The organism is Serratia sp. TSA_7 (genome assembly GCF_052692135.1).
In genome coordinates this window covers 53,052-72,800 of record NZ_JBQZFU010000007.1, presented here as the reverse complement: position 1 = coordinate 72,800, position 19,749 = coordinate 53,052, and the positions used below count along the sequence as shown (strand labels likewise).

Genomic DNA, 19,749 nt, shown 5'->3' with positions numbered 1-19,749 from the left:
ATGGATAAGCTCAACCACCCGTTACCCCGGAGTATCAGCTATCTGCTGATTTATCTGACGGCGCTGCAGCCATTGCACCCCGCCTTTGCCGCGGGTATCAACGCCGCCAACGGCAACACTCAGGTGGTCATCAAACCGGGTAACGTACCGGTGGTGAATATCGCCACGCCGAACGGTGCGGGCATTTCTCATAACACCTATAAGGATTTCAACGTCGGGGCTCCGGGGGCTGTGCTGAACAATGCGACACAGGGCGGAAAAACGCAGCTAGGTGTCGATATTATCAACGGCAACCCTAACCTCAAGGGTAAACCGGCCGATTTGATCATCAACGAAGTCACCGGCGGCAGCCGTTCCGAACTGCAGGGCAAGCTTGAGGTGTTCGGCAACAAGGCCAACGTGATGATCGCCAACCCCAATGGTATCAGCTGCGACGGTTGTGGTTTTATCAACGCTCCCGGCGTCACCCTGACTACCGGTAAACCGCAGTTCGACAAGCAGGGCGCGCTGGAAGCGCTGGAGGTGAAAAAGGGTGGCGTCACCATCGGCGGCAAAGGGCTGGACGGCAACAGCGCCGACTACGTCGACATCATCAGCCGCGCTACCGAACTGAATGGCAAGATCAACGCCAATAATCTGTCGCTGACCCTGGGGGCTAACCGCGTCAGTTTCAAAGACGGCACCATCAAGCCTATCGCCGGCGAAGGCGCTAAACCTGTGCTCGCGGTGGACACCAAAGCATTGGGCGGTATGTATGCCAATAAGATCCGTCTCGTGGCCAATGAGGATGGGGTCGGGGTCAACCTAAATAATATCAATAGCACGCAACGGGATGTCACACTTACCGTTAATGGACGTATTGAACTGGGACAAGCGCATGCACAAACGGATTTGAACGTCAGTGCCAGAGAGGTTCATATTGCCACCGGCGTTAAGGTCCGTGGCGAACGCGACGTGACGCTGGCTGCCGATACGCTCAACAACAACGGCAATGTGACTGCACACCGAGATATGCGGGTGTTTGCCGACAAGGTGCGCAATGTTGAACTGCGTGACGGAGACAACACGGCGTTGCACAGCAACAACACTTTATGGATCCAGAAGGATGCGCAGGGCAATAAGGCGACTAGCGTTGAGAACCGCTCGGCGAAGATACTGACCAACAGCGGTGATTTGGTTATTAGAACTGAGAGTCTGAATAACGTTCGGAATGAAGTGAGCGCGGGCTGGAGAAATATCCCCGGGGATTCAAAGGCATTTAATAAATCATCCGTTGGCAGTTACTACGACACACGGCAAGGGGTGGATGCTGTTGTGCGACTGGAACCTGAATTGAAGGATTTTGGTATTGGCAGTTGGTTTGGGGAAATCAATCTATCTAAAAACGATAAGGTTAATGTCGGACGGGATGACTATGTGATCACTAAATCACAGGTGCCGGGTGTGATCAGCTCGGGTAGTAATGCTTATATAAACGCGACTTCTCTCTGGAACGATCAGTCCAATATTAATGCAGCCAAAGACCTGATACTGACGGGGAAAGACTTTATCGTAAAGAGTTTGCAACTTGGCCAAAAGGATCTGTATTGGCAATTAGGTTCTTCTACTTTTGGTGTCGGTAGCATAGCCCGTGATGAAGATGCTCCTCCAGGTGACTGGGATCTGTTAAATATTACTGAAAAAGCTGCATATACCAGGCAGCAGGAGTTACTGGCATGGAAAGATAAGGGGCATCAGAAATCGTCAATTACCGCTGGTAATAACCTGACTGCGGATTTTAACGGCGGAATTCATATCGATACGCCGTTGCCGTACGACGTGAAAACCAGTGAGGCTGTGGTTTCAACTCGTCCAGACACGTTAGTCGCGAAAAATATTCTGCTGCATGCCAATACTATCGGCAGTACCGATGCCATTCGGGCAAGCGGTGATATCACACTTATTGCCGAAGATAGAATTAATCTTGGTCAAGGTGTACTAAACGCCGGAAATAATGTGTCCATGGCGGCGGTGAATAATATCGATGCCTGGCAGAGCGAGGTGAAAGGAAAAAACGTCACTCTGTTGACGAAGAATGGTGAGATCAAGTTCCACACCAGTCAGGGACCGCATTATTTCCAACCGGACGGTTCGCATTGGATGGGAGGGCTGGAAGCCAGCGGCGATCTGACGTTGAATGCAGGCAGTACCATCGCGCTTCTCAATACGCGTTTGGCGCCACAGAGCCGTAACATCGCTATGACGGCGAATGGCAGCATTACGTTGGACAGAGACTTCTCCTGGCTGTGGTACAAGCCGTTTTCACCCGTCATTTCGCCTACTCCAGCCAGAGAGTTGGCGCTGTTTAACCAGATGTTGGCGGTAGGTCAGATGAAGGCCAGCGGCTCGGTGCTGCTTAATTCCGGCGGATACCTGGCTCTACGGGGTGCTCAGATTAAAGCGGCCAAGGATATTACGTTACTGGCTGGCCATAACGCCGATCTCAATTATCGTGGGTTGAATGAACGAGTTAATTATCTTTTTCACTCAACCAGGACTCCTGAGTTAGGCAGCAAAGTGCACGCCGGGGGCAATCTGCTGATTAACTCTGCGCGTGATCTCGGGACTCAGGGCGGTACTCTCTCTGCCAATGGCAACATCACGTTGCTGGCCGGGCAAAACTTGTGGTTGGCGGCGGCTGGTTACTCTGCCATCGATGCGGTTAACGATAATAACAAAGACGATCGTCATCTGGTCACGACCCTTAACGCAGGGAAAAACTTTACTGCTGCGGCCAACAACCAGTTGCTGACCTACGGCGCCAAACTGAGCTCTGGCGGTAACATGACCCTAACCTCGGGCGGAGACATGCGTTTCGAGGCAGTGCAAAATCATACCTACCGCGAGGGCAACAAGGAATTTACCGAAACACGAACCCAGCAGGGTACTGAGCTAACTGCCGGTGGTCTGATGACGATCATTTCTAATGGCAGCATTTTATTCCAGGCCACCAAACTGGTGACGAAAGGGGCGCTCGGGCTGGTGTCGACACCGGCTGACCTCTCCAGCATTGATGCCGTATTGGCAACGGCGGAACTGCAGGCTCAGCAGTTCCGTCAGCGATATGAACAGGCGCAGCAAAACAGAGGCAATGCCGAAGGGCAGCTTAATGAACGTCGGCGGGAGTTGGAAGCCGCACGTCATCACCCCGATACCCTATCGTTGTTTGATGTCGTAGCTCACCCTATCACTTCTTCGTCAGTCCGATTCGTTGCCGTACCGATATACAGTGGTGGTGGCGCGTATCTCGATGTATCGGCACACATTGACAACCAGGCGCATCTCGACCATTTATTGCGTGAAGGCGGACTGGCCTTTGTCAATAATGTTCTGCAATGGGGGGAAACCTCGGCACCTACGCCAGAAGGTACCAAGGTGGGCAATGCATTCAAAGATGCCACCGTGGCGGAATATGACAAAATTCGTCAGCGCCTGATAGACCGGCGGAATGCAGTAAATAATGCCTTGAATGCAGTAAATGTCGCTCAAAGTGTGTTTGAGCAGGCACAGCAGCAAGTTATGCAACCGGCTAGGGAAAAAGAGGATGCCGAGAATCGGCTGAACACAGTACGATCGGAAAGGCAGCGCCAATACGATGCGGAAAGACAACGTAAAGGTCAAGAAGACGCTAACAACCGAGAATTGGCTGTGCGTACGGGGACTCTGGATATCGCCGCCAAGGGCGGTTATCTCTACGCCCAGGCAATGGAAGAGTCCAGCCATTACGAGAAAAAGGAAACCAAGCGCAAATGGTGGGGCAAGAAAACCGAAGTTAAGCAGACTCGCCATGATGTAGCCAATAAGGTCACCGAGTTTACTGCCGCCGGCAACATCAACCTAATGAGCCGCGACGACAGCACCTATGAAGCCAGTAAAATCGCCGCCGGGCAGAATGTTCGATTAACCAGCACATATGGGCAGGTCAACTTCCGTGCCGTAAAAAATACCTCCTTCGAGCAAACGATCAGCAACTCGAAAGGTTTCTTCATCAAGCAATCCAATAAAGGCTATGAAGACAACAAGTGGGTGCTGCCGAGCATTCATACTGGCGGTACGCTGACCGTCGATGCGGCAAAGGGTGTTAGCGCCGACGTGAAGGCGAAAAACGGCCAGGTGCTGCAAAGCGCGATAGATGCGCTGGGTAATACGCCGGGCACCACCTGGGTAAAAGACCTCAACAAACGCAACGACGTGCAGTGGAACATCGTCAAGGACGCCTACGACAGCTGGGATTACAAGAGCCAACACCTGAACCCGGCGGTGGCGGCGGTGATTGCCATTGCAGCGGCGGCAGTGACAGCGGGCAGTTCGCTCACGGCGCTAGCTGCCAGCAATGTTGCCGGGGCCATTGGTGGCGGTGCAGTGACCAGTGGTGCGGTGACGGCAGGGATGTCGTCGCTTGCCTCTCAAGCGGCAGTGGCATTGGTGGAAAATCAGGGCAACCTATCGAAAACCCTGAAAGTGCTGGGCAGTAACGAAAGCGTCAAAGCGACCGCGACCGCCATGGCGATTGGCGGGGCGCTCAACGGCTTTGACAGCGCGATGGGTTGGAGCAAGGACGCAGCGGGCAAACCGCTCAACCCGAACAACGTCAAATTGCCGCAATTGAGCAATGGCGATTGGAGCAAGGTGGCGCAGCGGGTGGCCGGGCAATCGGTCATCAGCTCCAGCCTGAATACCGCCATCAATGGCGGCAGCTTTAAGGACAATCTGACCAATGCCCTGCTGGCCAATATCGGCAGCCAGATTAATGCCGAAGGGGCGAAGCTGATTGGCGATAACGGCGAGGTATTGGGCGTAGTCGGTAAATCTGTCAGCCATGCGGTGGTGGCGGGTGTGGCGGCGGAAATCGGACGCGGTGACGGTAAAGGTGCGGCGGCAGGGGCGCTGGCGGCGGAGCTGGCCGGGGTGATTATGCAAAGCACACTGTTTGAACCGGCCAATCTCAATGAAAAGGAACGCCAGCTCTACCGTCTGCAGGAAGCGTTAAACGGCAATGAAGTAAAAGAGCAAACGGCACGAGTAATCGGGGCTTTGACCGGGGCGTTGACAACGCATACACCGGAAGGCGCCTACAGTGCTGCGGACAGTGCACAGTCGGTTTATCGCTACAACATGACCGAACATATGTTGATGCAGTATGCGCTGGATAATCAGAAAGATATTTTGGCCGCTGATAAAGGCGATGTTGCTGCGGCAAAACGTGTTGTGGCTCGTCGAGAAGCTGCCGCGATAGTGGCGACCGTAGGTGGCGGTGGTCTGGTACTTGCCGCTGGGGGGATGACGCTGGTGGGAGCTGCGCCAGAATTGGTTCTGGCAGCACGATTGGCGATTGCCGGTTGCAAAACCAATCCGGCACTTTGCCTGAATCAGGCTGGGATTTATGCGGCAGACATTGTGGCACCGGAGGCGATAATTGGAACGGGAGCCATTACTACCGGCAGCACGCTGATCCTGGGAAAAACCGAGGATAGCGTTAAGAAGCTGACGCAGCAGTTGGTGACGACTTCAGACGAGTTGTATAAAACAAAAAATTTCAATGCTCAACCGGTTGCCGATTTCATCAAAGGCGAAACGGCTGCGGGTACAAACTTGTCAACGAAGACCGCGGATTATCTGCGGGGAGTTCAGAAAACCAATACAGATCAGTTGGTCAAGATATTTGACCAGAAACAGAGTGATACTAAGCTGAGTGTGTTTGGGCGACAGTTTGAACAAGTACTTGGGGATGGGGGAAGTGATAGGAAAGGAAAGACAAAAGTTTTTGCTTCACAAACCCTAACAGAAAGAGAAATTTTTGACTATGCGCAATCGTTGATAGGCTGTATACCACTGAAAGAAGTAATAACTCCGAAAGGTACGGTATACTTTGCAAAATCAGGTGATATGACAGTTAATCTTCGAAATTACTCGAGCTCAGCAGGAGAAACTCAAGCTCGCTGGACAATTGACATCATTGGTAATGAGAGGATAAAAAATGCGGTAGGCATAGCATCAAATAAATATGAATTAAAATTTCGTTAGGTGAGAATATGTTGACAGAGAAACAGTATGAAGAGAGAAAAGATCTTCTCGAAGGTTTGTCAATTGGGAATCTTTGGAAGAACATTCACCCTGATAGTGTATCAGGGGAGGTTAATTTAAGCTTTGATGAAGAGAAAGCAATTTTTCTATGGTTCCTTCGGCGCTTAATGCAAGATGGTAAAGTAAAGTTAGCTAATTATGGGGAGTTCCTGTCTGGAACTATAGAGGAACAAATGAATTTATTTGAAAAAAAATTTCCTCATAGCCAAGAAGATATGGATGCTGGTGCTTTTGATGGCTTTTGGTTCCTGACCGAGAAATGCCCTGGCGGGATAGTCTGGATCCATGAAAACGGATACTTAGACTGGACCTAACAACTTTGCAGAGACGGCTCTTCGGAGCCGTTTAATTTATTCAAAACAACGACACAGAAACCGCTCAACCCGCACAACGTCAAGTTGCCGCAACTGAGCAATGGCGATTGGAGCAAGGTGGCGCAGCGGGTGGCGGGGCAATCGGTCATCAGTTCCAGCTTGAATACCGCCATTAATGGCGGCAGCTTTAAGGACAATCTGACCAATGCCCTGCTGGCCAATATCGGCAGCCAGATTAATGCCGAAGGGGCGAAGTTGATTGGCGATAATGGCGAGGTATTGGGAAGTGAAGAACAGAAATTAAATTTCGATGAGGTCACCCATGCTATATAGCGATGAAGAATACGAGTTGTTCAGTCAAGAGTTGGATGGCTCATCCGTTGGAACAATATGGTCTGCGATGATACCTGAAAACTTTAATGGAAAAAAATATCGTATGATGAAAAAAAAGGATATTTTTTAGAGTTACTTCAGCGTCTCATGCAAGATGGTAAAATTAAGCTGGGCAAACACGATAGACTCTTGGACGGCTCTATTGATAAACAGATCGATATGTATAGAAAAGCCATGCCTTCCTGTGAGCAAGAAATGTATTACGGACTGTGGTTCACATTTGGAGAATGCCCAGGGGGGGCTGTCTGGATCTATGATGATGGATATCAAGACTGGACTTGATTTGCTTTGTCATATTAACAACCCGTAAGGGCCATCAAGTACGCTATAAAAACCCGCATTCGCGGGTTTTTCACTTTTATTTAACCAGCGGCTTATCGCCAGGCGTTTTGAACTTCGCCAGATACTGCGGCTGGAAGATGCACATGCGCAGCACGGTGCGGTATTCGCCGTTAACGAAGAATTCGTCAATCAGTTCGCCTTCCACTTCGAAGCCCAGCTTGCTGTAGATGTGGATCGCCTTCGGGTTTTCTTTGTCGACGATCAGATACAGCTTGTACAGGTTCAGCACCGAGAAGCCGTAATCCATCGCCAACTTGGCGGCGGTGCTGGCGTAGCCTTTGCCCTGATGGGCCGGATCTATGATGATCTGGAATTCTGCGCGGCGGTGGATGTGGTCGATCTCCACCAGTTCCACCAGCCCGACCTTGGCGCCTTCGTGGGCGATGATAAAACGCCGTTCGCTCTGATCGTGGATGTGTTTGTCGTAGAGATCGGAAAGCTCGACAAAGGCTTCGTAAGGTTCTTCAAACCAATAGCGCATCACGCTGGCGTTGTTGTCCATCTGATGGACGAACGCCAGATCATCCCGTTCCAATGGACGTAGCCTGACGCTGGTAGTGCTGGACATGTGTGTTCCTCTATGTCGTGAAATTGTGCAAAGTATAACGTCAGGGGCTTGATTGCGGCGAAAAAAAACGACGCCGTGAAAGGCGCCGTTTAGACGGTGTTCAGAGTACAGCGATCAGTCCGCTGCGTGCCCTTGTTCCGGCAGGCGTTCGCCGTCCAGCCAGGCGGCGTTATCACGCATCGCCAGGCGGCCTTCGGCAAACCAGTTCACCACCAGCGGGTAAATGGTGTGTTCCTGGGTTTGCACCCGTTCAACCACCTCGTCTTCCTCGTCGCCGGGGAAAATCGGTACCTTGGCTTGCAGGATCACCGGGCCGCCGTCGAGCTGTTCGGTCACGAAGTGCACCGAGGTGCCGTGTTCGCTGTCACCGTTGTCGATGGCCTGGCGGTGAGTATGCAGCCCAGGGTATTTCGGCAGCAGGGAAGGGTGGATATTCAGCATGCGGCCTGCATAGCGCTGCACGAACTGCGGGCTGAGAATGCGCATATAGCCGGCCAGCACCACCAGATCCGGCTGATACCGGTCGATGGCGTCTGCCAGCGCAGCGTCAAACGCTGCGCGGTCGGCAAAGGCCTTGGCATCCAGCGCATGGGCGGCAATGCCTGCCGCTTCTGCGCGTTGCAGGCCGTAAGCCTGCGCCTTGTTGCTGAACACCGCCACAATATCGGCGGCAATCCGGCCCTGCTGGCAGGCGTCAATCAGTGCCTGGAGATTGCTCCCCTGGCCGGAGACCAACACCACGATCTTTTTCATCAGTTGATGACCACTTGTTGTTCGTCAGAAGATGCGGTCAGTTTACCGATCTTCCACGCTTTTTCACCGGCTGCGGTCAACAATGCGATGGCTTGTTCAACGGATTCTTCCGGCAGTGCGATTACCATGCCCACGCCACAGTTAAAGGTGCGGTACATTTCGTGGCGGCTGACGTTACCGGCCTGCTGCAGCCAGCTGAATACCGCCGGCCACTGCCAGCTTGATTCGTCGATCACCGCCTGCATGCCTTCCGGCAGCACGCGCGGGATATTTTCCCAGAAGCCGCCGCCGGTCAGGTGAGCGATGGCGTGCACGTCGATTTTCTCGATCAGTTCCAGTACCGATTTTACGTAAATCTTGGTCGGCTCCAGCAGATGGTCAGCCAGCGGTTTACCTTCCAGGTCGGTGGTGGTTGGATCGGTATTGCTGACTTCCAGGATTTTGCGCACCAGCGAGTAGCCGTTGGAGTGCGGGCCGGAAGCGCCCAGTGCGATCAGTGCGTCACCGGACTGCACTTTGCTGCCGTCGATGATTTCGGATTTCTCGACCACGCCGACGCAAAAGCCGGCCACATCGTAATCTTCGCCGTGGTACATACCCGGCATTTCGGCGGTTTCACCACCCACCAGCGCACAGCCGGACTGCTTGCAGCCTTCGGCGATACCGGTGATGACGCTGGCCGCGGTGTCCACGTCCAGTTTGCCGGTGGCGAAGTAATCCAGGAAGAACAGCGGCTCAGCGCCCTGTACCACCAGGTCGTTCACACACATTGCGACCAGATCGATGCCGATGGTGTCGTGGCGTTTCAGGTCCATCGCCAGACGCAGCTTGGTGCCTACGCCGTCGGTACCGGAAACCAGGATCGGCTCGCGGTATTTCTGCGGCAACGCACACAGGGCGCCAAAACCGCCCAGACCACCCATCACTTCCGGGCGGCGGGTCTGTTTAACTACACCTTTGATGCGGTCTACCAATGCATTGCCAGCATCGATATCGACACCTGCGTCTTTATAGCTGAGAGAGGTTTTGTCGGTCACTGCGCGATCCCCACGACGGTTTGCGGTTTGAATACGGTGCATCCGGCGTTGATACCGGAATAAGGCGCGGCAATTCTAACAGCGCAGGCAAACGTTTGCGAGTGGCTTGTGAACCAGCTCCGTTTTTTCGTCATCTATACTGTTATTCGAACTTTAGTTGATCCCGATCGGGCTATTGTGGGTGGCGCGGCCGGTAAAAGGAGTTATAATCCCGCGATTTTTTTGGCCGTCAACCACCTTAATAGGAGAAAAATGATGAAGATCGTTGAGGTGAAACACCCGCTGGTGAAACACAAGCTTGGTCTGATGCGTGAACATGACATCAGCACCAAACGCTTCCGTGAGCTGGCTTCTGAAGTGGGTAGTTTGCTGACCTATGAAGCGACCGCCGATCTGGAGACGGAAAAAGTCACCATCGAAGGCTGGTGTGGGCCGGTTGAAATAGACCAGATTAAAGGGAAAAAAATTACCGTTGTGCCGATCCTGCGTGCAGGTCTGGGCATGATGGAAGGGGTGCTGGAGCACGTCCCGAGCGCGCGTATCAGCGTGGTTGGCGTTTACCGTGACGAAGAAACCCTGGAGCCGGTGCCGTATTTCCAGAAGCTGGTGTCCAATATCGAAGAGCGTTTGGCGCTGGTTGTTGACCCGATGCTGGCTACCGGCGGTTCGATGATCGCCACTATCGATCTGCTGAAGAAAGCCGGCTGCAACAGCATCAAGGTGCTGGTGCTGGTTGCGGCGCCGGAAGGGATCGCCGCGCTGGAGAAAGCGCATCCGGACGTCGAATTGTACACCGCCTCCATCGACCAATGTCTGAACGAGAAAGGGTACATCGTGCCGGGCCTGGGTGATGCCGGCGACAAGATATTTGGTACCAAGTAACAAATTTAGCCGACTTTAATGAGTCGGCTTTTTTATGCTCTTCGTCTTTCAAGCGACAGCGTCGCTGGCTACGGGCATGGATAAGTTCCTGAGGCTTATTCCCCTTGCTGCCTGGCTGTAACTTGAAATCCATTGAGCATATATCACGAAGCTTATACAACCGATAACGACTCAGAGGCCCCCATGACCCGTCGCGCCATTGGCGTCAGCGAACGCCCGCCGCTATTGCAGACCATTCCGCTCAGCTTCCAGCATCTTTTCGCCATGTTTGGCGCAACCGTGCTGGTGCCCATCCTGTTCAAGATCAACCCGGCGACGGTGCTGCTGTTCAACGGCGTCGGCACGCTGCTGTATCTGTTTATCTGCAAGGGCAAGATCCCGGCCTATCTCGGTTCCAGCTTTGCGTTTATCTCACCGGTACTGCTGCTGTTGCCGCTGGGTTATGAGGTGGCGCTGGGCGGTTTCATCATGTGCGGCGTGCTGTTTTGCCTGGTGGCGCTGATCGTCAAAAAAGCCGGTACCGGCTGGCTGGATGTGATATTCCCGCCGGCGGCGATGGGGGCGATTGTTGCCGTTATCGGCCTGGAACTGGCGGGCGTGGCGGCCAACATGGCGGGCCTGCTGCCGGCCGACGGCACCAATGCGGATACCACTACCGTGACCATATCACTGGTGACATTGGGCGTGACCATCCTGGGTTCTGTGCTGTTCCGCGGTTTTCTGGCGATAATCCCGATCCTGATTGGCGTGCTGGTGGGGTATGGGCTGGCGTTCTTTATGGGCGTGGTGGATTTGACGCCAATCCGCGAGGCGCACTGGTTTGCGCTGCCGACCTTCTACACCCCGCGTTTTGAATGGTTCGCCATCTTCACCATCTTGCCGGCGGCGCTGGTGGTGATCGCCGAACATGTTGGGCACCTGGTCGTGACCGCAAATATCGTGAAGAAAGACCTGCTCCGCGATCCGGGCCTGCATCGCTCGATGTTTGCCAACGGCATCTCGACGGTCATCTCCGGTTTCTTCGGCTCAACGCCGAACACCACCTACGGCGAGAATATCGGCGTGATGGCCATCACCAAGGTTTACAGTACCTGGGTGATCGGCGGCGCGGCCATTCTGGCGATTCTGCTTTCCTGCGTCGGCAAGCTGGCGGCGGCCATTCAGGCGGTGCCCGTACCGGTGATGGGCGGCGTTTCACTGCTGCTGTATGGGGTGATCGGGGCTTCCGGCATTCGCGTGCTGATTGAATCCAAAGTGGATTACAACAAGGCGCAGAACCTGATCCTGACTTCGGTGATCCTGATTATCGGCGTTAGCGGCGCCAAGGTGCATATCGGCGCGGCGGAGTTGAAGGGCATGGCGCTGGCGACTATCGTCGGTATCGGCCTCAGCCTGCTGTTCAAGGTCATCAGCCTGTACCGCAAGGAAGAAGAGGTGATCGACGCAGCGGATGAATCGGCACAACGGAAATAAATAAAAATGGGCAGCCAAAGGGCTGCCCGTTTCGTTAATGCGCAATCCGTTAACTGCGGATTTTACGGTAAACGAACAGCACCACGATAGCGCCGATCACCGCCACCACGAAGCTGCCGAAATTGAAACCGTCAACTTTGCCATAACCAAAGAAGGTGCTGATATAGCCACCGACCACGGCGCCGACAATACCCAACACGATAGTCAGAATAAAACCGCCACCGTCTTTGCCTGGCATGATCCACTTGGCTAAAATACCGGCGATGAGGCCGAAGATAATCCAGGAAATAATACCCATTTACTGCTCCTTACTTTGCTTTTGAGACTCGATTTCTATTACTGCTGCTTGGCCGGCGGGGTGTTTTCTGTCCCTACAGCGTTGGCATCATTTTTTAATTCTTCCGCTTTGTTCTCAGCGCTGTTTTTAATGGCTTCGGTTTTCGCTTTGGCTTCTTCGGTCAGATCCTTGGCGCCACTGATGGCATCGTTTTTAATGGATTTAGCCTGCTCGACCAACTGTTGGCTTTGTTGGGTGGCGTCATTCTTGATGGCGTCGGCTTTGGCCTTGGCATCGTTGGTGATCGCTTCCGCCTGCTTGGACGCGTCGTCTTTAATGGCTGAAGCCTTGTCTTTAAGCTGGTCAGCCTGAGTGGACGCCTCTTTTTTGATGTCCTTGGCGGTAGCTTCCGCTTTATCGGTCAGATCGTCCGCTTTTTTCTGTGCGGCGTCTTTCATCTGCTCTGCGCTGTCTTTGGCTTTCTCAAGATTGGCGTCGACTTTGGATGAATCATCACAGCCGGCAACCAACAGCCCAATGATTGAGGCCAAAAGCACTTTATTCCATACTTTCATTGTCTATGTCCTTGTAGAAACCTTGTTTATGGTGACTGCATTTCGCCTTTCTATACTAGGATAATCCTTGGATAAAATACAAATTTCACCCGCAATGGCAATGCGTTGGTTTGCCGTCAGTGGGGCCCGTTGCTCACTATTGCGGCATAAAATCCTGCCGGTTCAACAGAGCCCGCTTTTTGTGATAGACTTACCGCGTTTTCCTGCCAGTTTTGGTTGAGGTGCTTCCCTGAATACGCCGGCACAGCTGTCACTGCCACTTTATCTTCCCGATGATGAAACTTTTGCCAGTTTTTATCCGGGCGAGAACCCATCCCTATTGAGCGCGATCCAGTCCGCCGTTCGTCAGGAACATGGCAGTTATATCTATTTCTGGTCTCGCGAGGGCGGTGGGCGCAGTCACCTGTTGCATGCGGCCTGTGCGGAGCTTTCACAGCGCGGTGAAGCGGTAGGCTATGTCCCGCTGGATAAGCGCGCCTATTTCGTGCCTGAAGTGCTGGATGGCATGGAGCAGTTGGCCCTGGTGTGCATCGACAATATCGAATGCATCGCAGGCGACGAAGAGTGGGAAATGGCGATCTTTAATCTCTACAACCGCATTCTGGAAACCGGCCGCACGCGCCTGTTTATTACCGGCGATCGCCCGCCGCGCCAATTGAACCTCCATCTGCCTGACCTGGCTTCGCGCCTCGACTGGGGGCAAATCTACAAGCTGCAACCGCTGTCGGATGAAGAGAAACTGCAGGCTTTGCAACTGCGCGGTAAACTGCGTGGGTTTGAACTGCCGGAAGATGTAGGCCGTTTCCTGTTGAAACGGTTGGATCGTGAAATGCGCACGTTGTTTACGACGCTGGATCAGCTCGATCGCGCCTCTATCACCGCTCAGCGCAAGCTGACTATCCCATTCGTCAAAGAAATTCTGGGGCTGTAGCCGTAGCCCTACAATGACCTACCGCCGTTATTCTTCCGCGTGTTCCAGTAAGGAAAAATAGCGATCAATCTGATCGCGTTCCTTGCTGGCTCTCAGTTGCAACGCCAGATTGATGTTCTCCAGACAGCGCGCATTATCTGCCAGTTCCTGGCCAATTTTACCTTTGCTCGCCAGCCAGGTTGCTACGCTAGCCCAACGCCATAAGGGCGACGAACCTTTGATTCTTTGGATCGGGGAGGGGAAATCACCGGAACCGCGTGTGCCGTCTTTCAGCATAGCGATGGCTTGCCGCGACATGTCGGTGAGCTCGGCAATATCGCTTAAGCCCACCAGAGAGGAATCGACGGACACTACCTGAGCGGCAATACCGGCGGATTCGATATCTTCGATGGCGCTGAAAATAGCCTTGGCGAAGCTGTCGCTTTCACGATCGAACTCCAGGTAAACGGTCTTGCCATAGAAACAGATTAAGCCGTCATCACACCCGCTGGCATACAATGCATCCTCCAGATTGGCGGTATCTGAGGTGACGCCGGTCAGCGTCAGTGAGAAATGGTAAAGCGCCATAGGGGCCCCCTGTTACTTTTTTCCTGATTGAGCAAGACATTGATCTACCTTGCGCCGTATTTGCATGGCGTGCTGTTCAGGGTTTTTTGGCGTGGACCAGATGCTCATCATGTGTTCTCGATGCTCCGGAAGAGAACATTGTAGGCGGCCAAACGCGTGCCCATTGCTGGAGCGAAAAAACCAACCTTGCGAGATGGCATAGGATAACGCGGCCTGAATATGTTTATTAGGGTGGTTTTTCATCGGCCACCTAAAGCTATGTTGAGGATATTTTAACCGTTGACGGTTGTCAACGCCGTTTGTGAGTTAAAACTGCACGCCGGGAGAATAGCAGGAAGAACCAAAAGGGATGATGAAAAGTATTTATATAACAATCAATTAAAAATAGCCCAGGTAAGGGCTATGATCATAATCTTGGTCAATGGGGGCTACCGGAGCGGCGTTTACAATATCTCCAGCACCTGCTCCGGCGGCCGGCCGATACGGGCTTTGCTGCCTTTGACCACGATAGGGCGCTCGATCAGCTTCGGATGCTCCACCATTGCCGCCAGCAATTGCGCTTCGCTCAGGGTTTCATCCGCCAGCTTCAGTTCTTTGTACAGATCCTCTTTTTTACGCATCAACTCGCGTGCGGAACTGAAACCCAATTCCTTCAGCAGTTTCTTCAGCTCGTCTGCCGACGGCGGCGTTTCCAGATACAGCACCACTTCAGGCGTTACGCCATGCTGTTCCAGCAGCGCCAGGGTCTCGCGGCTCTTGGAACAGCGCGGGTTGTGGTAAATAGTGACGTTTTTCATTTAATTCATCCTTATGAAAATCAGCCGCGCTGGTACTGGCGGAAACGCTCTTGCAACTGGCGCAGCTGGTCGATGCGCGCATCATAACGCGCCTGTTTCAGGCTGCCGAGTTTTTGCAGCGAACTGGCGTTGCTGAGCAGGCCGATCGCCTGATCGAGGCGGCCGGTTAGCGCCAGGCTTTCGGCGCGGGCGGACAGCTCTTCATCGCGCAGCCCCTGTGCGGCACTGGCCTGGGCCAGCAGATCCCAGGCGTTGGGATCGTCCGGGTGGGCGAAGGTGTAGCGGTTAAGTATTTTTGACGCCTGCGCCGGCTGGTTGCCTTCCACGTAGGCGTTGGCCAGATTGAGCTGCAGCACCGGGTTGTTGCTCTGTGCGGCGTTGGCGGCCTGTAGCCGCGCAATGGCCTGCGGCGCGCGTTTCTGACCGAGATCGATGTCGGTCATCAGATCGAGCAGCCAGACGTTTTTCGGATCTTGCGTCAGCAGCGGCAGCAGGATGTTACGGGCGTCGTCGTATTTTTTCGCTTCATAGAACAGGATGGCGCGGCCGTATTTGGCGGCCACCTGCTCGCGTACGTTGCCTTTGCTGTAGGCGTCGAGCAGCTCTTCATTCAGGCTGTAGCCTTCGGTACTGTACATGCCCAGAGAACGCACCTTGGCCATCAGGTAATCCTGTGTGGACTGCACCAGGTGCTTGGGCATTTGGTTGGCGCGGTTGCGCGCATCGGACAGGCGGCTGTCGGGCAAGGGGTGTGTCAGCAGCATTTCCGGCGGCTTGGAGGCATAGCGCGATTGGTCGGACAGTTTCTGCAAGAAGTTGGGCATCGCTTCCGGATCGAACCCGGCGCGTTGCAGCACCTGAATGCCGATACGGTCTGCTTCCTGCTCATTCGATTGGGTAAAGCTGATCATGCCCTGCTGGGTGCCGGCCAGCGTGCCGCTCAGCGCCGCCATGCCCATGGTCGGGTTGGCCATCGCCAGCAGGATCGAACCGAGAGCGCCTACCCAGGTCAGCGGGGCATTGCGCTGCTGGTCTTCCATCGCCCGCGCCAGATGGCGTTGGGTAACGTGCGAGATTTCATGCGCCAGCACCGAGGCCAGTTGGCTTTCGTTGTCGGTTTCACGGAACAGGGCGGAGTGCAGCACCACGTTGCCGCCAAAAAAGGCGAAGGCGTTGATTTCGTCGTTGCGCACCAGATAGAAATGGAACGGCGTACGCACCGAATAGGCGCTCGCCACCAGCCGGTTGCCCAACTGGTTGATGTATTGAGTTAGCAGCGGATCGTTGATCAGGGGCGCGCTGGCGCGTAACTGGCGCACATAGAAATCCCCCATCGCCAGCTCCTGGCCGATGCTCAGGGTGCCGCCCGCAGAGGTGCCCATGTCCGGCAGTTGATCCTGGGTTTCCGCCTTGGCCGGCGCCATCGCCGTGGCGTTGATCGCGCCGAGCAACAGTACTGCAATCGCTGTTTTGGTCAACCGGGTGGTCATAGTCAGGCCTTTCCCTTAAATAGTCATCTCTAAGACGTCAGCATCACATAAGAGTTCTTCTTCCGTGCCGGGCTCGCCAAAACAATCAGCGCGAAAGTGCGGTGGCTCACAAAACGGCGCACTGCGGCGCCGTTTAAACAGATCACATCATAGTCAGCCGCTGGCGACAATGAAACTTCCGTCAGGGAATAACCGGGCAAAAAAGTTTTATTTTTCATTTCTGAACCCCCCGCTTTTATCTCGTTCTGCCCGCCGCTCCCTTTTCGATTGATCCAGGCTGCACGATAAAACGAGGATTAAGTTTATCCGCGTTTTATTGACAAGACAAACGGAGACTCATATAGTCTGTGTTATTGAAGGCCACATCATACTGAAGACTCAAAAATGGCGTACATCACAACCAGCGTTGAATATGGTATCCACTGTTTGCTCTGGCTGGTCGGCGATAACCAGCGCGCCCTAAGCAGCCGTGAGCTGGCGGAATTGCAGGGCGTTTCCCCCAGCTTCCTCGCCAAAATTTTTCCCAAGCTCGAAAAGGCGGGGATAGTTGCGGCCAGCGAAGGGGTGCGCGGCGGCTATCGGTTGGCGCGCCCGGCGGATGAAATCAGTTTCCTGGAAATCATCGACGCCATTGAAGGGCACAAACCCTTGTTCGACTGCCAGGAAGTGCGTGGCCGTTGCGCCGTATTCGACAATTCGCCGCCCGACTGGGCGGTTTCCGGCAAATGCGCGATCCACGCGGTGATGCTGCAGGCGGAAAAAGCCATGCGCGACGCTCTGGCGGCGCAGACTCTGGGTGCCGTTGCCACCCGTTTTGGCCGCAAGGCACCGCAAGGCTTCTTCAGCGAGGTGAATATCTGGATCGATGAACGCATGACCGGGCGCACCACCCGCAGCGGCAAACCGGCGCGCACCAAGCCCTAACGTCGCCGCAGTACTTCCCTGAAAAGACTCTTTTTCCCGCCTCTCCGGAAGAGGCGGGGGCCCTTCTGCGCCCTGTTGACGGGCGGCGGAGCGGCGCCGTTCGTCCGGAAAACGTCACGGGCAGCCTGAAGGCCCGATTATCTATCTTTGAAGGAGTAAACCAATGACGCAGAAAATAGTGATCGCCGGTTCGGGTTTTGCCGGGTTTTGGGCTGCCGTTTCCGCCATGCGCGCCATCGCGCTTGCCGGTAAAATCGGGGAGATTGAGGTGACGATGGTATCGCCGACGCCAAATGTCACCATACGGCCACGTCTCTATGAGGCGGTGCTGGAAAACATGAACCCGGACATTTCCTCCCAGCTTGCCGCCGTCGGCGTGCATCATCTGGCGGGTCTGGTGGAGCAGGTTGATACCGCGAGTCAATCGTTGACGGTTCGACAGGCCGACGGGCAAAAAATCTCCCTGGGTTATGACCGCTTGGTACTGGCGACCGGCAGCCGGTTGTTCGTTCCTGCGGTGCCGGGGTTTGCAGAATACGGTTTCAACGTGGATACGCTGGAAAACGCGCAGCGCCTGGATAGCCATTTAAAAGCGCTGACCGATAAAGCGGAAACCTCGGCGCGCAATAGCGTGGTGGTGGTCGGCGGCGGGCTGACCGGGTTGGAAAGTGCCGCCGAGATGCCAATGCGGCTACGCGACATTTTGGGCAGCCAAGCGGATATTCGCGTGGTGATTGTTGATACCGCGCCAGAGGTCGGAGCCGGAATGGGCGCCGAATCCGCCGCGGTGATCCAGCAGGCGTTGGCCGAATGCGGCGTCGAGTCGCGGGCCGGGGTGCGCGTCACGGCGATGGATGCGGACAGCGTTACGTTGTCGAACGGCGAACGCATCGCGACCAACACGGTGATACTGGCTGCGGGCATGCGGGCGAGTCCGCTCACCGAGCAGATCCCCGGCGAACGCGACGGCAGCGGGAGGGTGATCGGCGATGCGTTCCTGCGTGCACCGGCGGCGGCGGGCGTCTTTGTGACCGGGGATACGGTGAAAGCAGCGACCGACGATTGCGGCAACTACAACCTGATGTCCTGCCAGCACGCCATGAGCCTCGGCCGCGTTGCCGGCCATAACGCGGCGGCAGAACTGACGGGGCTGCCGGTACACCCTTACAGCCAGCCGAAATATGTCACTTGTCTTGATCTCGGCCCTTGGGGGGCGCTCTACACCGAAGGGTGGGATCGCCAGGTACGCTTCACCCGGCAGGAGGGCAAAAAGATTAAGCAGGAGATCAATACGCAGTGGATCTACCCACCGGCGCCGGACCGCGATGCGCTTTTCGCCGTTGCCAATCCGGACTTTGTGATTGTGCCCTGAGCAGCATATGGGAGCGGAGACGCTCCCGTTTTATTGCCAGCTTCCCGAGGGTAAAAAAGAACGCGGCCCAATTCCGGTTTTTATTCTAGGCACCGTTATCGCTCCAGCCACTCGATCGCCAATTCGCGCGCTTCATCCAGGCCGATATCCCGGCCTTCGCGGGTAATCGCCGTTTTTAGCTCATTAATCACGTCCGCTTTTTGCGTTTCACGCTCCTCATTGGCCAATGCCAGGAACGCATCGCCTACCACCGTGCAGATGCCGATGTATAAGGCTTTTGAATCCTCGAAACCGCTGCTCATGACTGTTTCCTCTTGGGGTTGATTTGAATCTACAACGGCAGAAAAGGCCGGTCTTGCACCACGCTTTTCATGACCAGCGTGGAGGTAAGGCGCTGTACGCCGGGCAGGGCGGAAAGCCGTTCGTCGTAAAGCCGCTGAAAAGCCGGCAGATCGCGGGCGATGACGTGCAGCAGATAGTCGGGGTCGCCGAACAGCCGCTGCGCCTGGATGACCTGGGGAATGTCCAGCATGGCATTCTCGAAGGCTTCAACGGCCTGGCGATCCCCTTCCCGCATAGTGACAAACACCAATGCAGAAAAGTTAAAGCCAAGGCAGCCGGGATCGAGATGTGCGCGGTAGCCCCTGATCACCCCGGATTGCTCCAGAGCGCGTACCCGGCGATGGCAGGGGGAAACGCTGAGCCCAATCCGGTCAGCCAATTCGGTAACGGAAAGACGCCCATCGAACTGGAGTTCAGCAAGGATTTTGCGGTCGATCTTATCCATTTGGAATAATTTCCCTCAATCTGCAATTTATACGCAAATAATTGAAACCACATTCTAACAACTTGGGGATATTCTTTTCAATAATTGAACAATTTTAGACATTCCTGGCTTTTGGAGCCGGAAAGCCGTGTCCTGTGGAGGAAA

The 19,749-nt window shown here is 54.5% G+C and carries 20 protein-coding genes and 1 pseudogene; 9 read left to right on the top strand and 12 right to left on the bottom strand.

Features of this window, described 5'->3' with window-relative positions; genetic code table 11:
- The 4 genes and pseudogenes from ACUTQW_RS19635 (at window position 1) to ACUTQW_RS19620 (ending at window position 7,112) form a co-directional block, all read left to right on the top strand.
- On the top strand, window positions 1-6,063 hold the full coding sequence (locus tag ACUTQW_RS19635) for a DUF637 domain-containing protein (protein WP_445654939.1): 6,063 nt from the start codon (window positions 1-3) through the stop codon (window positions 6,061-6,063).
- Window positions 6,064-6,071: 8 nt separating this feature from the next.
- Entirely contained in the window at window positions 6,072-6,437 is a 366-nt protein-coding gene (locus tag ACUTQW_RS19630) for a DUF596 domain-containing protein (protein ID WP_041417089.1), read from the top strand.
- Between the two features lie 42 nt (window positions 6,438-6,479).
- Window positions 6,480-6,722 (top strand): annotated as a pseudogene (locus ACUTQW_RS19625) (DUF637 domain-containing protein); the annotation flags it as partial.
- 195 nt (window positions 6,723-6,917) lie between these two features.
- The gene (locus ACUTQW_RS19620; protein ID WP_445654938.1) at window positions 6,918-7,112 is read left to right on the top strand and encodes a DUF596 domain-containing protein; all 195 of its coding nucleotides are present in this window, start codon (window positions 6,918-6,920) and stop codon (window positions 7,110-7,112) included.
- 76 nt (window positions 7,113-7,188) lie between these two features.
- On the opposite strand, the gene speG is transcribed toward ACUTQW_RS19620, so the two are convergent.
- From speG to purM, 3 genes are all read right to left on the bottom strand, one after another.
- Window positions 7,189-7,740, bottom strand: coding sequence for a spermidine N1-acetyltransferase (gene speG / locus ACUTQW_RS19615; protein WP_004951898.1), 552 nt, complete (start codon window positions 7,738-7,740; stop codon window positions 7,189-7,191).
- Window positions 7,741-7,854: 114 nt separating this feature from the next.
- The gene (gene purN, locus ACUTQW_RS19610) at window positions 7,855-8,493 is read right to left on the bottom strand and encodes a phosphoribosylglycinamide formyltransferase (protein ID WP_013814081.1); all 639 of its coding nucleotides are present in this window, start codon (window positions 8,491-8,493) and stop codon (window positions 7,855-7,857) included.
- A complete protein-coding gene (gene purM, locus ACUTQW_RS19605; RefSeq protein WP_006316901.1) occupies window positions 8,493-9,530 on the bottom strand; it encodes a phosphoribosylformylglycinamidine cyclo-ligase in 1,038 nt (345 codons plus the stop codon). Before purM ends, purN begins: the two co-directional genes overlap by 1 nt.
- Before the next feature lie 255 nt (window positions 9,531-9,785).
- Between purM and upp the strand changes: the two genes are divergently transcribed.
- Together upp and uraA are read left to right on the top strand one after the other, a co-directional pair.
- Window positions 9,786-10,412 carry a uracil phosphoribosyltransferase gene (gene upp, locus ACUTQW_RS19600; protein ID WP_006327216.1) on the top strand — a complete coding sequence of 209 codons (627 nt, stop codon included), beginning with the start codon at window positions 9,786-9,788 and terminating at the stop codon, window positions 10,410-10,412.
- Between the two features lie 183 nt (window positions 10,413-10,595).
- Window positions 10,596-11,885 (top strand): uracil permease, encoded by a 1,290-nt coding sequence (gene uraA / locus ACUTQW_RS19595; protein WP_445654937.1) that lies wholly within the window; start codon window positions 10,596-10,598, stop codon window positions 11,883-11,885.
- A gap of 49 nt (window positions 11,886-11,934) precedes the next feature.
- Here uraA and ACUTQW_RS19590 read toward each other — a convergent pair whose 3' ends face one another.
- Window positions 11,935-12,183 carry a GlsB/YeaQ/YmgE family stress response membrane protein gene (locus ACUTQW_RS19590; RefSeq protein WP_004951888.1) on the bottom strand — a complete coding sequence of 83 codons (249 nt, stop codon included), beginning with the start codon at window positions 12,181-12,183 and terminating at the stop codon, window positions 11,935-11,937.
- 38 nt (window positions 12,184-12,221) lie between these two features.
- A complete protein-coding gene (locus ACUTQW_RS19585; protein WP_006327215.1) occupies window positions 12,222-12,737 on the bottom strand; it encodes a hypothetical protein in 516 nt (171 codons plus the stop codon).
- Between the two features lie 229 nt (window positions 12,738-12,966).
- Here ACUTQW_RS19585 and hda point away from each other — a divergent pair, with 229 nt between their 5' ends.
- Window positions 12,967-13,668, top strand: a complete 702-nt coding sequence (hda, locus tag ACUTQW_RS19580; protein WP_013814077.1) for a DnaA inactivator Hda — start codon at window positions 12,967-12,969, stop codon at window positions 13,666-13,668.
- Window positions 13,669-13,695: 27 nt separating this feature from the next.
- On the opposite strand, the gene ACUTQW_RS19575 is transcribed toward hda, so the two are convergent.
- The 5 genes from ACUTQW_RS19575 to ACUTQW_RS19555 all read right to left on the bottom strand — a co-directional run bounded on the left by ACUTQW_RS19575 (window position 13,696) and on the right by ACUTQW_RS19555 (window position 16,740).
- Window positions 13,696-14,235 carry a helix-turn-helix transcriptional regulator gene (locus ACUTQW_RS19575; protein ID WP_006327214.1) on the bottom strand — a complete coding sequence of 180 codons (540 nt, stop codon included), beginning with the start codon at window positions 14,233-14,235 and terminating at the stop codon, window positions 13,696-13,698.
- 12 nt (window positions 14,236-14,247) lie between these two features.
- Window positions 14,248-14,478: a hypothetical protein gene (locus tag ACUTQW_RS19570; RefSeq protein ID WP_071919919.1), complete on the bottom strand. Its 231-nt coding sequence runs from the start codon at window positions 14,476-14,478 to the stop codon at window positions 14,248-14,250.
- Window positions 14,479-14,678: 200 nt separating this feature from the next.
- Complete coding sequence (arsC, locus tag ACUTQW_RS19565; protein WP_006327209.1) at window positions 14,679-15,032, bottom strand: arsenate reductase (glutaredoxin); 354 nt, start codon at window positions 15,030-15,032, stop codon at window positions 14,679-14,681.
- A gap of 20 nt (window positions 15,033-15,052) precedes the next feature.
- A complete protein-coding gene (locus ACUTQW_RS19560) occupies window positions 15,053-16,522 on the bottom strand; it encodes a beta-barrel assembly-enhancing protease (RefSeq protein WP_004951876.1) in 1,470 nt (489 codons plus the stop codon).
- Window positions 16,523-16,551: 29 nt separating this feature from the next.
- The gene (locus tag ACUTQW_RS19555) at window positions 16,552-16,740 is read right to left on the bottom strand and encodes a hypothetical protein (RefSeq protein WP_006327204.1); all 189 of its coding nucleotides are present in this window, start codon (window positions 16,738-16,740) and stop codon (window positions 16,552-16,554) included.
- A gap of 166 nt (window positions 16,741-16,906) precedes the next feature.
- Here ACUTQW_RS19555 and ACUTQW_RS19550 point away from each other — a divergent pair, with 166 nt between their 5' ends.
- The gene (locus tag ACUTQW_RS19550; protein ID WP_004951873.1) at window positions 16,907-17,446 is read left to right on the top strand and encodes an RrF2 family transcriptional regulator; all 540 of its coding nucleotides are present in this window, start codon (window positions 16,907-16,909) and stop codon (window positions 17,444-17,446) included.
- Window positions 17,447-17,609: 163 nt separating this feature from the next.
- Complete coding sequence (locus ACUTQW_RS19545; RefSeq protein WP_006327191.1) at window positions 17,610-18,818, top strand: NAD(P)/FAD-dependent oxidoreductase; 1,209 nt, start codon at window positions 17,610-17,612, stop codon at window positions 18,816-18,818.
- Between the two features lie 95 nt (window positions 18,819-18,913).
- Here the strand turns inward: ACUTQW_RS19545 and ACUTQW_RS19540 are convergent, their stop codons facing one another.
- Complete coding sequence (locus tag ACUTQW_RS19540; protein WP_004951869.1) at window positions 18,914-19,120, bottom strand: DUF2767 family protein; 207 nt, start codon at window positions 19,118-19,120, stop codon at window positions 18,914-18,916.
- Window positions 19,121-19,149: 29 nt separating this feature from the next.
- Window positions 19,150-19,605 carry an Lrp/AsnC family transcriptional regulator gene (locus tag ACUTQW_RS19535; RefSeq protein ID WP_004951866.1) on the bottom strand — a complete coding sequence of 152 codons (456 nt, stop codon included), beginning with the start codon at window positions 19,603-19,605 and terminating at the stop codon, window positions 19,150-19,152.
- Between the last annotated feature and the right edge of the window lie 144 nt (window positions 19,606-19,749).